Source organism: Pseudomonas sp. S2_E02, from assembly GCF_054668355.1.
In genome coordinates this window covers 5,081,921-5,094,245 of the sequence record NZ_CP162761.1, presented here as the reverse complement: position 1 = coordinate 5,094,245, position 12,325 = coordinate 5,081,921, and the positions used below count along the sequence as shown (strand labels likewise).

Sequence of the window (12,325 nt, the reverse complement as noted above, 5' to 3'; positions counted from 1 at the left end):
TTGTGTTGATCGCATTCGCGAGCAAGCTCGCTCCCACACTTGAATGCATTCCAAAGTAGGAGCGAGCCTGCTCGCGAAGGGGCCCTTGCAGGCCCACCCTTTTCAGGTCAGATCAAACCTTTTTGTACAGCTGACTGCCTTCCTTCTTGAACCGCTCGGCCTGTTCCGCCAGGCCTTTGGCGACGTCCACGTCGACCGCGTCGATCCGCTGGTTGGCCGCGTATTCGCGGACTTCCTGAGTGATCTTCATCGAGCAGAATTTCGGCCCGCACATCGAACAGAAGTGCGCGACCTTCGCCGAATCCTTCGGCAGGGTTTCATCGTGATACGAACGCGCAGTGTCCGGGTCCAGACCGAGGTTGAACTGGTCTTCCCAACGGAACTCAAAGCGCGCCTTGCTCAAGGCGTTGTCGCGAATCTGTGCACCCGGATGCCCTTTGGCCAAGTCCGCTGCGTGCGCGGCGATCTTGTAGGTGATGATCCCGGTCTTCACGTCATCCTTGTTCGGCAGGCCCAAATGTTCCTTCGGCGTCACGTAGCAGAGCATGGCGCAACCGAACCAGCCAATCATTGCCGCACCGATACCCGAGGTGATGTGGTCGTAGCCCGGCGCGATGTCGGTGGTCAGTGGGCCGAGGGTGTAGAACGGCGCCTCGTCGCAGCACTCCAGCTGCTTGTCCATGTTCTCCTTGATCAACTGCATCGGCACGTGGCCCGGGCCTTCGATCATGGTTTGCACGTCGTGCTTCCAGGCGATCTTGGTCAGTTCGCCGAGGGTTTCCAGTTCGCCGAATTGCGCGGCATCGTTGGCGTCGGCAATCGAACCCGGACGCAAGCCATCGCCCAGCGAGAAGCTGACGTCATAGGCTTTCATGATTTCGCAGATTTCTTCGAAATGCGTGTAGGCGAAGTTTTCCTTGTGATGCGCCAGGCACCACTTGGCCATGATCGAACCACCACGGGAAACGATACCGGTCACACGTTTGGCGGTCAGCGGCACGTAGCGCAGCAACACGCCGGCGTGAATGGTGAAGTAGTCGACGCCCTGCTCGGCCTGCTCGATCAGCGTGTCGCGGAACAGCTCCCAGGTCAGGTCTTCGGCCGCGCCACCGACTTTTTCCAGTGCCTGATAGATCGGCACCGTGCCGATTGGCACCGGCGAATTGCGGATGATCCACTCGCGGGTTTCGTGAATATGCTTGCCGGTGGACAAGTCCATGATGTTGTCCGCGCCCCAGCGAATGCCCCAGGTCAGTTTTGCCACTTCTTCTTCGATGGACGAACCCAGCGCGCTGTTGCCGATATTGCCGTTGATCTTCACCAGGAAGTTACGGCCGATGATCATCGGTTCCAGTTCGGTGTGGTTGATGTTGGCCGGAATGATTGCGCGGCCACGGGCGATCTCTTCACGGACAAATTCCGGGGTGATGATTTTCGGCACGCTGGCGCCGAAGCTGTGACCCGGGTGTTGCTGATCCAGCAGGCCGGCGGCGCGGGCCACTTCAAGTTTCATGTTTTCGCGGATGGCGACGAATTCCATCTCGGGCGTGATGATGCCCTGACGCGCGTAGTGCATTTGCGTGACGTTGGCCCCGGCCTTGGCGCGGCGCGGGTTGTTGACGTGGGCAAAGCGCAGTTTGGTCAATTCAGGATCGGCGAGGCGCTCGCGACCGAAGTTGGAACTCAGGCCGGCCAGACGCTCAGTGTCGCCACGGTCGTCGATCCACGCCGAACGCACATCGGCCAGGCCTTTGCGCACGTCGATCACCACGTTCGGATCGGTGTAGGGGCCCGAGGTATCGTAAACGGTAACCGGCGCGTTGATTTCGCCGCCGAAGTCGGTCGGGGTCACATCGAGGGTGATTTCACGCATCGGCACGCGGATGTCCGGGCGCGAGCCCTGAACGTAGACTTTTTGCGAACGGGTGAACGGTTTGACCGATTGCTCGTCGACCTTGGCCGAGTCACTCAGGTTGATCGCGTTTTTTGATTTTGTAGTCGTCATCACGGGCTCTCCAGACAGCATCCAGGCAGTGGATTGTCGGAGCAGAACCTGAAAGGCACGGACGCACCAGGACCGGTGCTGTGCCTCGTCGTCGAGCGTTCGATTGTCGAACAATTTCCCGGACGAAGCACAAGAGGACTCGCCGGGTGACGAGAAATCTTGTTCCCTACGCAGGCGCTAACCTGATCAGGTTCAACGGGATCCGAAATTATTCGATCTCAGCCTCATAGCAAGGCACCCCGACAAGAACCCGGCCAGTCTAGACACAACCGGCAAAGAACGCCAACACCGCAGCAAACACCATGATGAATGGCATAAATACAGGGGCTTGGCTGATTGTTGTGAGGCAAATGCGCAACTACACTCGCTTTGCCCCGCCACGCCTTGACGCTGTGGGGCCTGCGCCTTACCTTTGGCGCCCGGATTACTTCCATAATATTAATGCTAGGGATCGCCTCATGCTGCGCAAACTCTCACTGGCTCTTGCCGTGTCTTGTGCGTCCAACGCAATGGCCTGGGCAGCAGAAGCGCCCTTGTCGACCAAAACCGATCTGGTCAGCGTCTATCAGGAGGCGGTCGACAACAACGCCGACCTCGCCGCCGCCCGCGCGCAGTACGGCGCACAGAAAGAAGTGGTGCCACAGGCCCGCGCCGGTCTGCTGCCGAACCTGTCAGGCGGCGCTGAGGTGGCCAATGTGCGGACGTCGATCGATCAGCCCTCGGCCACTGCCAACCGCAGCGCTCACTCCTACCAGGCGACTCTGGCCCAGCCGTTGTTCCGCGCCGATCGCTGGTTCCAGTACCAGGCGGCCAAGGACGTCAACGAGCAAGCAGCGCTGCAACTGTCGGCGACCGAACAGAACCTGATCCTGCAATCGGCCGAAAGCTATTTCAACGTGCTGCGCAGCCAGGACAACCTCGCCTCGACCAAAGCTGAAGAGGCCGCGTTCAAGCGCCAGCTCGACCAGTCCAACGAACGCTTCGATGTCGGCCTGTCAGACAAGACCGACGTGCTGCAATCGCAAGCCAGCTACGACACCGCACGGGCCAACCGCATCGTTGCGCAACGTCAGGTCGACGATGCCTTCGAAGCGCTGATCACCCTGACCAACCGCCAGTACAACTCGATTCAGGGCATCGTCCACACGCTGCCGATCCTGCCGCCAGCGCCGAACGACGCCAAGGCGTGGGTTGATACCGCGGCGAAACAGAACCTCAATCTGCTGGCGAGCAACTTCGCCGTCAGCTCCGCCGAGCAGACCCTCAAGCAGCGCAAGGCCGGCCACTTGCCGACCCTCGATGCCGTGGCCAAATACGAAAAGGGTGACAACGACGCCCTCGGCTTTTCCAACCCGAACGCTTTCGGTGTGCCGTACCGTGACAATGTCGAACAGAGCACGGTCGGCCTGCAATTGAACATCCCGATCTACAGCGGCGGACTGACCAGCTCGCAAGTGCGCCAGTCGTATGAGCAACTGAATCAGAGCGAACAACAGCGCGAATCCCTGCGCCGGCAGATCGTCGAGAACACCCGCAACCTGCACCGCGCGGTGAACACCGACGTCGAGCAGGTGCAGGCGCGTCGCCAGTCGATCATCTCCAACCAGAGCGCAGTGGAAGCCACGGAAATCGGTTATCAGGTCGGTACGCGCAACATCGTCGACGTGCTCGATGCGCAGCGCCAGCTGTACACCTCGGTGCGCAACTACAACAACACGCGTTATGACTACATCCTCGACAACCTGCGCTTGAAGCAGGCGGCGGGAACGTTGAATCCGGGGGACCTGGAAGATCTACGGCGTTATCTGAAAGCCGACTACAACCCGGACAAGGATTTCCTCCCGCCGGATCTGGCCAAAGCGGCCGAGGCGCAGCTCAAGGCCCGGCCTTAAGCCTTAAAAACAAAAGATCGCAGCCTTCGGCAGCTCCTACAGGAAACGTATTCCAATGTAGGAGCAGCCGAAGGCTGCGATCTTTTTTGCTTTACTTGATCAGTCGGCCCAAACCATCCAGCAAACGCTGCAACGCGCCCTGATTGCGGCGCATCACCGCCAGCCCGGCGTCGGCCATACGCTGCGCATCACGCGGCAGCTCAAACAGGCGCTGCACTTCCAGCGCCAGCCCTTCGGCATCATCGACCTCGGCCAACGCTCCGGCTTCGCGCAATTGCGCGGCGATGTCGAGGAAGTTGAACAGGTGCGGGCCGCTGATCACCGGTTTGGCCAAGGCTGCCGGCTCCAGCAGATTGTGCCCGCCATTGGCCACCAAGCTGCCGCCGACAAACGCGCTGTCCGCCAAGGCATAAAGAAACAGCAACTCGCCCATGGTGTCGCCGAGCAGCACCGACGTCTGCGCATCGACATTGGCCCCAGTCGAACGCCGAACCGTGGCGAAGCCTTCGCGCTGGCACAATTCGAACACCGAGTTGAAACGCTCCGGGTGACGCGGCACCAGAATCAGCAACGCATCCGGGTGATTGGTCAGCAAGCGGCGATGGGCGTCGAGGATCACTTCGTCCTCGCCTTCATGGGTGCTGGCGGCAATCCACACCGGACGCTCCAGCGCCTGCCACTGGCCACGCAAGTCAGCTGCCCGTTGCAGCAGTTGCGGATCGATGGTCAGGTCGAACTTGATCGAGCCGGTGACTTCGACGGTTTCCGGGCGCGCACCGAGATCGCGGAAGCGTTGGGCTTCGGCTTCGGTCTGCACGGCGAACAAACTCATTTCGGCGAGCATCGGCGCGGTCAGTTTGCCGAAGCGGCCATAGCCTTTGGCGGAACGCTCGGACAAGCGTCCATTGGCCAATGCCACGGCAATTCCGCGCTTGGCGCATTGATGAATGTGATTGGGCCACAGTTCGGTTTCCATGATCACCGCGAGCTTGGGCTGAACACGATCAAGAAAGCGCGCAGCCGCACACGGCAAGTCGTACGGCAGATAACAATGCTGGATGCGCGGCTCATTGGCGAACAGCGCCTGAATCCGCTCCGAACCGGTCGGGGTCATGCAGGTCACGGTGATCGGCAGTTGTGGATAACGTTGCAGCAAGGCGCGGATCATCGGCGCCGCAGCAATGCTTTCGCCCACCGACACCGCGTGCACCCAGATGCCGCCGGGCTGCAGCGTCGGCATGCCGTAGGAGAAACGTTCGCCAATCCGCTTGGCATACGCCGGCGCCTTGCGCGCACGCAGCCATAGCCGAATCGCCACCAATGGCAGCCCCAGGTAAAACAGCGCGGTGTAGAGAGTTCTATTCATGGCGGCGGAGTTTATCGACTTTTGTCGCCGATCGCCCGCAAGTGCACGGCAAAACGTTCCGCCAGCCAGCGCGCGGCCGGGCCGAGCGGTTCGTCGCGGCGCCAGACCAGTTCCACCACCAGTGCCGGCGGGGTCCATTCGCTGTCGAGTTCGACCATCAAGCCCTGATACGCGGAGTACTGCACCACATGCCGGGGCAACCAGGCCCAGCCGAGGTCGCGCACCAGCCATTCGGACATCACGTAAAAACTGTCGGCGCGCCATACCTGCGGGCTGGCCGGCTCGTTGCCGGGATAGACACTGGTTTGCGTCGACATCAGCAACTGCCGGTGTTGCGCCAGTTGCTGGCAGGTCACGTAAGACTGCGTCGCCAGCGGATGATTGATGCCGCAGACCGTGACCATTTCGACGCTGCCGAGCACCCGGCGCTCCAGCGCCTCGGGGATTTCATCGTGATAGAACAGCAGACCGAGGTCAGCACGACGCTCAACCAGCTTGCGCGCGACTTCGCCTTGCGCGGCGCTGGTCAGTTGCACTTCCAGGCTGGGAAACTGCTCGGCCAGTTCACCGAAACTTTCCACCAGCGCCTGATAGGGCATCGCCTCATCCTGCGCCACGCGCAGTTGTGCTTCCTGGCCGCGCAGCATCGCCATCGCCCGGCCATTCAGGCGCTCGCATTGACGCAGGACTTCACGTGCCTCTTCCAACAGCGCTTCGCCCGCCTCGGTGAGCGTTGGCTGACGGCCGCTGCTACGCTCGAACAGGCTGACGCCCAAGTCATCTTCGAGCATGGCAATCGCGCTGCTGATCGCCGACTGCGCTTTACGCTGCTGGCGCGCCACGGCGGAAAACGAGCGGTGTTCGGCGACGTCGACAAACACCCGCAGTTGATCCAGATTCCACTGCATGCTGATTCACCTACCTATCTCTATAACAGATAGGCAATGACTTTACCCCATCTGGCGAATCACTAGAATGCAGCCTCAGCAAGCAACGTTTCACATTGAGGATTTGAACATGAACGCCTACGCCTACCTGGCCATTGCCATCTGTGCCGAAGTGATCGCCACCGTGTCGATGAAAGCGGTCAAAGGCCTCAGCACGCCACTGCCATTGGTGCTGGTCATCGTCGGCTACGCGATCGCGTTCTGGATGTTGACCCTGGTGGTGCGCACCGTTCCGGTTGGCGTGGCCTACGCGGTGTGGGCGGGCATGGGGATTGTGATGGTCAGCGTCGCGGCGCTGTTCATTTACGGACAGAAGCTGGATATCCCGGCGATGCTGGGGATGGCGTTGATCGTGCTGGGTGTCGTGGTGATCCAGTTGTTCTCGAAAACCGCCGGCCACTAAAATCCAACCACAATCCCTGTGGGAGCGAGCTTGCTCGCGAAAGCGGTTCGTCAGACGCATGATTGCTATCTGACACACCCTCTTCGCGAGCAAGCTCGCTCCCACATTTGGTTCTGCGTTCAACCTGTTGATCATCGACAAATCCGCCCCTTTCCCGAGTCTGTATACTGCGCCCTCGTCTTGAACACTGAGGTCGCTGCATGCCATCCGTTATTTCCACCGACGTTCTGATTGTCGGCGCTGGTGTCGCCGGCCTCTGGCTGAACGCGCGCCTGCGCCGCCAGGGTTTTTCGACCGTGCTGGTGGAAAGCGCCAGCCTCGGCGGCGGGCAGAGTGTGAAGTCCCAAGGCATTATCCACGGCGGCGCCAAGTACGCGTTGCACGGCGCGCTGACTGGCGCCTCGGAAGCCATCGCCGACATGCCACGCCGCTGGCGTGAAGCGCTGGCCGGCAGTGGCGAGCTGGATCTGTCCGGCGTGCGCCTGCTGTCCGAGGCCCATTACCTGTGGTCGCCGGGTACTCTGGCGGGCAACCTCACCAGTTTCTTCGCCAGTAAGGCCGTGCGCGGCCGGGTCGACCAGGTCAAGGGCGAGCAATTGCCGCCGGCCCTGCAAGACAAACGCTTCAAGGGCAAGGTCTATCGCCTTGCCGAACTGGTGGTTGACGTACCGAGCCTGATCCAGCGCCTGGCCGATCTGGCCGGAGATGGCCTGCTCGCCGGGCAAACTATCGAGCCACTGCTGGAGGCCGGCGTGCTGGTCGGCCTGAAAGTCGATGGTCGCGAAATCCGCGCGCAACGCATTGTCCTCAGCGCCGGTGCCGGAACTGCCCAACTGCTCGAAGACCTCGGTTTGAGCCAGCCGGCCATGCAACGCCGCCCGCTGCACATGATCATCGCCAAAGGCCCAGGTCTGAAGCCGCTGTACGCCCACTGCCTGGGCGGCGGCACCAAACCGCGCATCACTGTGACCACACATCCGGCCGCTGACGGTCAATGGGTCTGGTACATGGGCGGCGACATCGCCGAAAGCGAAGGTGTGAACCGCGAGCCGGCCGAGCAGATTGCCACCGCGCAGAAAGAGATCGCCCAGTTGTTGCCGTGGATCGACCTCAGCACTACACAATGGGCGACCCTGCGGGTTGACCGTGCCGAGCCACTGCAAACCGGGCTGACGCGCCCGGACAACGCCTTCCTTGCCGAGCAAGGCCGCTTGCTGGTCGGCTGGCCGACCAAACTGGCGCTGGCGCCGGACTTCGCTGACCGGGTCATCGCCGCCCTGGAGCGCGACGGCATCCAGCCACAAGCCACCGAACCATTGCCCGCGCTGCCAAAACCACCGCTGGGCGTTCCTGCCTGGGAGCAATTGCTGCCATGACCATTGCCACCCTGCACAATCTGCATCGTCCCTTGGGCAGCACCGGCCTGACGGTTTCGCCGCTGGGCCTGGGCACAGTCAAACTCGGCCGCGACCAAGGGGTGAAATACCCCAACGGATTTCAGATCCCCGGCGATGATGAAGCGCGGATGCTGCTGCGTCAGGCGCGCGATCTGGGCATCAACCTGATCGACACCGCCCCGGCCTACGGTCGCAGCGAAGAACGCCTTGGCCCGTTGCTACGCGGTCAACGTCAAGACTGGGTGATCGTCAGCAAGGTCGGCGAAGAGTTTGCCGATGGCCTCTCGCAACACGATTTCAGCGCAGCACACACACGGATGTCGGTGGAGCGCAGCCTGCAACGTCTTGAAACCGATTTTATCGACCTGGTGCTGGTGCATTCCGACGGCAACGACATGGCGATCCTTGAGCATGAACAGGTGTACGCGACACTCGCGGCGCTCAAGGCCGAGGGCAAGATTCGCGGCTTCGGTTTTTCCGGCAAAACCGTCGAGGGCGGTTTGAAAGCGCTGGAGCAAGGCGACTGTGCGATGGTCACCTACAATCTGAACGAACAAAACGAGAAGGCTGTCATTGACTATGCTGCTGCCCACGGCAAAGCCATTCTGGTGAAAAAAGCCCTGGCCAGCGGTCACGTCTGTTTGAGTCCGGGCGTGGATCCGGTGCGCGCCAGCTTCGAATTGCTGTTCGCGCAACCTGGCGTGGCCAGTGCTATTGTCGGGACGATCAATCCGCTGCACCTCGCCCACAACGTTGCGACCGTTGCCCAGGTCCTACGTGGTCACTGACGCCGCTTCGCGGCCTTAAGCAGGAGCCGATATGCCGCGCACGCTCATCAGAAAGAACCCGAGCAACTTCAAGACCCTGCCGTTGTACGTCGAAGCCACCCCCGAAGGTCTGACCTACCAGAGCGTCGGCATGCCGCTGAACTTTGCGCAGACCTTGCAGCGGCGTAAACCGGTGAGCGTGGCTGACACCGAGCGCTTCTCGCTGGAACTGGCCAACCTCGGGGTTTCCGTGCGCCTGACCCTGCATTGGCAGAATCGCGACTACTGGGTGCTGGTGCGCCAGCGCCGTCAGGATCGTGGCGATGTCGTGCTCAAATTGATTTCCGGTTACGTGCCGGCGCATGAACTGAATATTCCGCTACACACGGCCATTCAGGAAATTGCCGAAGAGTGTTTGCTGGAAACACCGGAAGGCTGGCTCGGCGGACGTTTCAACGACACCTGGCTGCCGGCGCCCTACTCCGCTGCACTGCATTATCGCGAAGCGCTGCCGTTTCGCCTGACCCCGCTGTCCGGCTCAGCGCGACCGATACGTAGCGCCAATCTGCAATTGCTCGAACGCCCACGGGCCTACGTGCATCTGCCGACCGCATCGCTGCAATTGATCTACGACTTGCGTCTGGATGTGCCCAAGGAAGCCAAGTCCCTGAGCCTGTTCCACGTCGACGAACGCCTGGAGGGTGATCAACTGGTGGCCCGACTCGACCGCAAACGGCCCGACCTGTACTTGATGCCCCTCAAGGACGGCGCGCCATTGGCAGAGTTGTACACGCTCAAGCGCGACAAACTGGTACCGGCGAGCACCCGGGGTCTTTATCTGGCCGAGAGTTTTGCCACACAAACCGGCTGGGTTGTGCGCGAAGAGCGGATTCGCTGGAAGGACTGGTTGGTGCAGCAGGGCCTGCAACCGGCGAAAGTCCCGCGTCAGGGACTCAAGCAACTGAGTATCAAGGCGCTGCGACTGGTCGGTCTGGGCAAGAAAACCGGTAAATAACGGTTTAGCGGCGACGGTCCCACCAGGTGCGCAACCCGGCGAAGAAATGAAAGTAGCGGTTTTCGCGCTTGCCCATGCCACGCTTGGGCGAGAACGATTCTTCGGCAAATGCACCGGTAATGCGCACCCGCGATGCCTGCGTCGGCAGCGTGCAGATTTTGGCATCGACCTGCTGCAGGGCATATTTAAGCAAGCGTTCGGAATGCAGCTTTCGGCCTGTTGCCTTGCAGAAATCGAAAATACATTCGATGCGCTTGCCGTACGCGACATACGTGTCGCGCCCGCACACGGCAAAACGGTCGTTCAAACCGCCCCACCATTGCCAGTCAGGAATATAAGCGTTGTGCTTGCGAGCCTCGGGGTGAGCGAAGACATAGGCAGGCAATGCGCTGTGAAAGAAATTGTCCGGGCGCACGAACACAACGAAATCCGGATTGAACGGCTCGATCATGCTGGTCACGGTATGCAATGAGTTGAGCTGAAAGATCAAATTGCGCAATGACGCAAAGTCATCTGCCCAGGTATCGCCCTGTGCTTTGACCTGTTCGAAATCCCAGCGCTCCAGCACGCCCTCGGTCGAGGTGAGTGTGCCGGTCATCGATTCGAATGGCTGGTAGTTGTCCGCCTTCAGTTCGCCTTTCTCACCGGATCGCGAGTTCTGCACCTCATCGATCTTGTACAGATGGTAGAAGCACTTTACGTCGCTGCCTGCAGGCAACTGCGCCAGCACATTCTGCTCGATGGAGGGGAAACAGATCGGCGAATTTCTCGGTATCCCGAAAAAAGCCACGGCAATTTTCAACACTCAACAGCACCTTTTGAAAGTAGTTCGGGCCTGCTGGCAACCGGATAGACGATATCGCTTACTTTGGCCGAAACAGCTTTTGCCACCAGCGACGGGTTTGCAGCGGCACCACAATGATGTCCGACTTCTGCAGCCAGTCACGCTCATAGTCCCAGGCATGGCCGCCCCACAGTTTTCCTGCTTCGTTGGAAAAGCCCAGGGTCATAAGCTGATAGGTATAACCGGCATGAGCGCGCAACCAGTCAAACAGCACCAGCGTGTTGAAACCGGTGGAAGGCCCAACGTAGCGCTTGCCGCCCGGGCGGTCGACCGGGTAGTTCCACAGTGGCGGCAGTGGAATGCGATCCCAATACATGGCCACGCGTGGCAGTGGACACATCGGTGCGGCGCAGCCCACCAGCATGCTGAAACAACGTTCGCTCGCCTGTTCGAACATCTGCTGTACCGGCGGCGCGTAAGGCAGACCAAAAAAATACGCGTCCGGCGCGTTGTAGCCATGCACAAAGACATTGACGCTCTGCTTGTTGAGCAGCGCCGCTTTGATGCAGGTATTGAAGCTGACGACGACGTCATCGACGCCAATGTTCAACGCCTGAAAGTCCGCCGCGGTAATGGCCGGGTTGTTGGCAATCAGCACCACCCGAGGCGCACGACTCAGACAGTCGAGAAGTTCTGTCGGTAACGCCCCCGGTACGGACTGATCACCACCGGGCAGCGCATCCAGCGCCATGTGTTCGTCCTTCATTCAGACCGGCACCTTCATCCCGTAACGCAGCTTCACCCAGAATCGCGTGAACGCCGAGGGCGGCTGCCATGGACGCATCTCACGCTGGATTTCCGTAGCCAGTGCCTGACCGACACGGGCAAAGGAATAACGGCTTTGCGCGAACTCCTGGCCATTGCGGGCGATGCGCTCTGCCAGTTCCGGGTCGCTCTGCAGCAGCTGGATCTTTTCCACCGCTTCATCTGCGCTGCGGTAGAACACGGTGTTGTGCATGTCTTCAAAGCCGAGCAGACGGTCTTCTTCGCCCTGACTCCAGGCCAGCAGCACACAACCGCAGGCCATGGCCTCATAGTTCTTGATCATGAACTCGTTCATGCCGATGTCGGCGCTGACGAAAATCCTGATGCGATTGAGCGTCTGCAGGTATTCCGCACCCGACTTGGTACGGGTCACCAGCATCCCGGTTCGCTGCGAGAGCGACTCGAGCATGGCTTTGCGCTCGGCATATTCGGTGCTTTTCAAACTGCCAAGAAAACCGATGGGAATGTCCCGCTCGACGCCGGTGTTGTGCAGCATCTGCTCGTCATAACCTTTGGAGACAAACACCGTGTCGATGCCTTCAGCGAGCATCTTGCGCGCGACCACGGCACCGGACACCAGCGCCCGGCAACTCGGCAGGCGACGGTAGAGCCGTGAATACGCGCCGCGGTATTTACTCGCTGGCATGTAGTTCTGGTAGGCGTCGTGTTCGAGGAAGACCAGCCCGGGGATGCATTTGAGCACCTGCAGTTGCGTGGCCAGGCGTTTGACCCGGGAGAAAATCACCACGCGATCGAAGGTCTGGTAATCGACCGAGGCCAGAAACGACCCCAGATTCAACTGCTGTTTTTTGCTCAAACGATAGATGAAACACTCATCACAGTTCTGCTGCACGATGTCGTAGAGCCGGTCGAGAATGACCCGCTGCTCGTCCATCACCAGGAGCATGACTTTCATAGGTTAAT

11 protein-coding genes and 1 riboswitch are annotated in these 12,325 nt (G+C 60.4%); of the genes, 5 read left to right on the top strand and 6 right to left on the bottom strand.

The genetic code is table 11. The features are described from left to right. Positions 1-112: 112 nt before the first annotated feature. Positions 113-2,005: a phosphomethylpyrimidine synthase ThiC gene (thiC, locus tag AB4O01_RS22870; RefSeq protein WP_099757824.1), complete on the bottom strand. Its 1,893-nt coding sequence runs from the start codon at positions 2,003-2,005 to the stop codon at positions 113-115. Positions 2,006-2,151: 146 nt separating this feature from the next. Continuing rightward, a riboswitch (TPP riboswitch) is annotated at positions 2,152-2,257 on the bottom strand. Between the two features lie 206 nt (positions 2,258-2,463). On the opposite strand from thiC, the gene AB4O01_RS22865 reads away from it, so the two are divergent. Then, entirely contained in the window at positions 2,464-3,897 is a 1,434-nt protein-coding gene (locus AB4O01_RS22865) for a TolC family outer membrane protein (protein WP_093430148.1), read from the top strand. Between the two features lie 91 nt (positions 3,898-3,988). Here the strand turns inward: AB4O01_RS22865 and waaA are convergent, their stop codons facing one another. Further along, entirely contained in the window at positions 3,989-5,263 is a 1,275-nt protein-coding gene (waaA, locus tag AB4O01_RS22860) for a lipid IV(A) 3-deoxy-D-manno-octulosonic acid transferase (RefSeq protein ID WP_460089633.1), read from the bottom strand. Positions 5,264-5,274: 11 nt separating this feature from the next. Further along, entirely contained in the window at positions 5,275-6,177 is a 903-nt protein-coding gene (locus tag AB4O01_RS22855; RefSeq protein ID WP_460092307.1) for a LysR family transcriptional regulator, read from the bottom strand. Between the two features lie 103 nt (positions 6,178-6,280). On the opposite strand from AB4O01_RS22855, the gene AB4O01_RS22850 reads away from it, so the two are divergent. The 4 genes from AB4O01_RS22850 (at position 6,281) to AB4O01_RS22835 (ending at position 9,792) form a co-directional block, all read left to right on the top strand. Then, complete coding sequence (locus AB4O01_RS22850; protein ID WP_099757821.1) at positions 6,281-6,613, top strand: DMT family transporter; 333 nt, start codon at positions 6,281-6,283, stop codon at positions 6,611-6,613. A 200-nt stretch (positions 6,614-6,813) separates the two neighbouring features. Continuing rightward, positions 6,814-7,989, top strand: coding sequence for an NAD(P)/FAD-dependent oxidoreductase (locus AB4O01_RS22845; protein WP_093430145.1), 1,176 nt, complete (start codon positions 6,814-6,816; stop codon positions 7,987-7,989). Continuing rightward, a complete protein-coding gene (locus tag AB4O01_RS22840; protein WP_460089631.1) occupies positions 7,986-8,798 on the top strand; it encodes an aldo/keto reductase in 813 nt (270 codons plus the stop codon). The genes AB4O01_RS22845 and AB4O01_RS22840 overlap by 4 nt, the downstream gene beginning before the upstream one ends. A 31-nt stretch (positions 8,799-8,829) precedes the next feature. Then, positions 8,830-9,792: a metal ABC transporter ATPase gene (locus tag AB4O01_RS22835; protein ID WP_460089629.1), complete on the top strand. Its 963-nt coding sequence runs from the start codon at positions 8,830-8,832 to the stop codon at positions 9,790-9,792. Between the two features lie 4 nt (positions 9,793-9,796). On the opposite strand, the gene AB4O01_RS22830 is transcribed toward AB4O01_RS22835, so the two are convergent. From AB4O01_RS22830 to AB4O01_RS22820, 3 genes are read right to left on the bottom strand one after another with little or no spacing between them, the layout of a single operon-like run. Continuing rightward, positions 9,797-10,597: a hypothetical protein gene (locus AB4O01_RS22830; protein ID WP_093430142.1), complete on the bottom strand. Its 801-nt coding sequence runs from the start codon at positions 10,595-10,597 to the stop codon at positions 9,797-9,799. 58 nt (positions 10,598-10,655) lie between these two features. Beyond that, positions 10,656-11,342: a hypothetical protein gene (locus AB4O01_RS22825; RefSeq protein ID WP_093430141.1), complete on the bottom strand. Its 687-nt coding sequence runs from the start codon at positions 11,340-11,342 to the stop codon at positions 10,656-10,658. Then, on the bottom strand, positions 11,343-12,317 hold the full coding sequence (locus AB4O01_RS22820) for a glycosyltransferase family protein (RefSeq protein WP_116255772.1): 975 nt from the start codon (positions 12,315-12,317) through the stop codon (positions 11,343-11,345). Between the last annotated feature and the right edge of the window lie 8 nt (positions 12,318-12,325).

Bases quoted from the DNA above. Each gene is read 5' to 3' on its own strand.
- thiC (WP_099757824.1), bottom strand. From the start codon at position 2,005: ATGACGACTACAAAATCAAAAAACGCGATCAACCTGAGTGACTCGGCC.
- AB4O01_RS22865 (WP_093430148.1), top strand. From the start codon at position 2,464: ATGCTGCGCAAACTCTCACTGGCTCTTGCCGTGTCTTGTGCGTCCAAC.
- waaA (WP_460089633.1), bottom strand. From the start codon at position 5,263: ATGAATAGAACTCTCTACACCGCGCTGTTTTACCTGGGGCTGCCATTG.
- AB4O01_RS22850 (WP_099757821.1), top strand. From the start codon at position 6,281: ATGAACGCCTACGCCTACCTGGCCATTGCCATCTGTGCCGAAGTGATC.
- AB4O01_RS22845 (WP_093430145.1), top strand. From the start codon at position 6,814: ATGCCATCCGTTATTTCCACCGACGTTCTGATTGTCGGCGCTGGTGTC.
- AB4O01_RS22840 (WP_460089631.1), top strand. From the start codon at position 7,986: ATGACCATTGCCACCCTGCACAATCTGCATCGTCCCTTGGGCAGCACC.
- AB4O01_RS22835 (WP_460089629.1), top strand. From the start codon at position 8,830: ATGCCGCGCACGCTCATCAGAAAGAACCCGAGCAACTTCAAGACCCTG.
- AB4O01_RS22825 (WP_093430141.1), bottom strand. From the start codon at position 11,342: ATGAAGGACGAACACATGGCGCTGGATGCGCTGCCCGGTGGTGATCAG.
- AB4O01_RS22820 (WP_116255772.1), bottom strand. From the start codon at position 12,317: ATGAAAGTCATGCTCCTGGTGATGGACGAGCAGCGGGTCATTCTCGAC.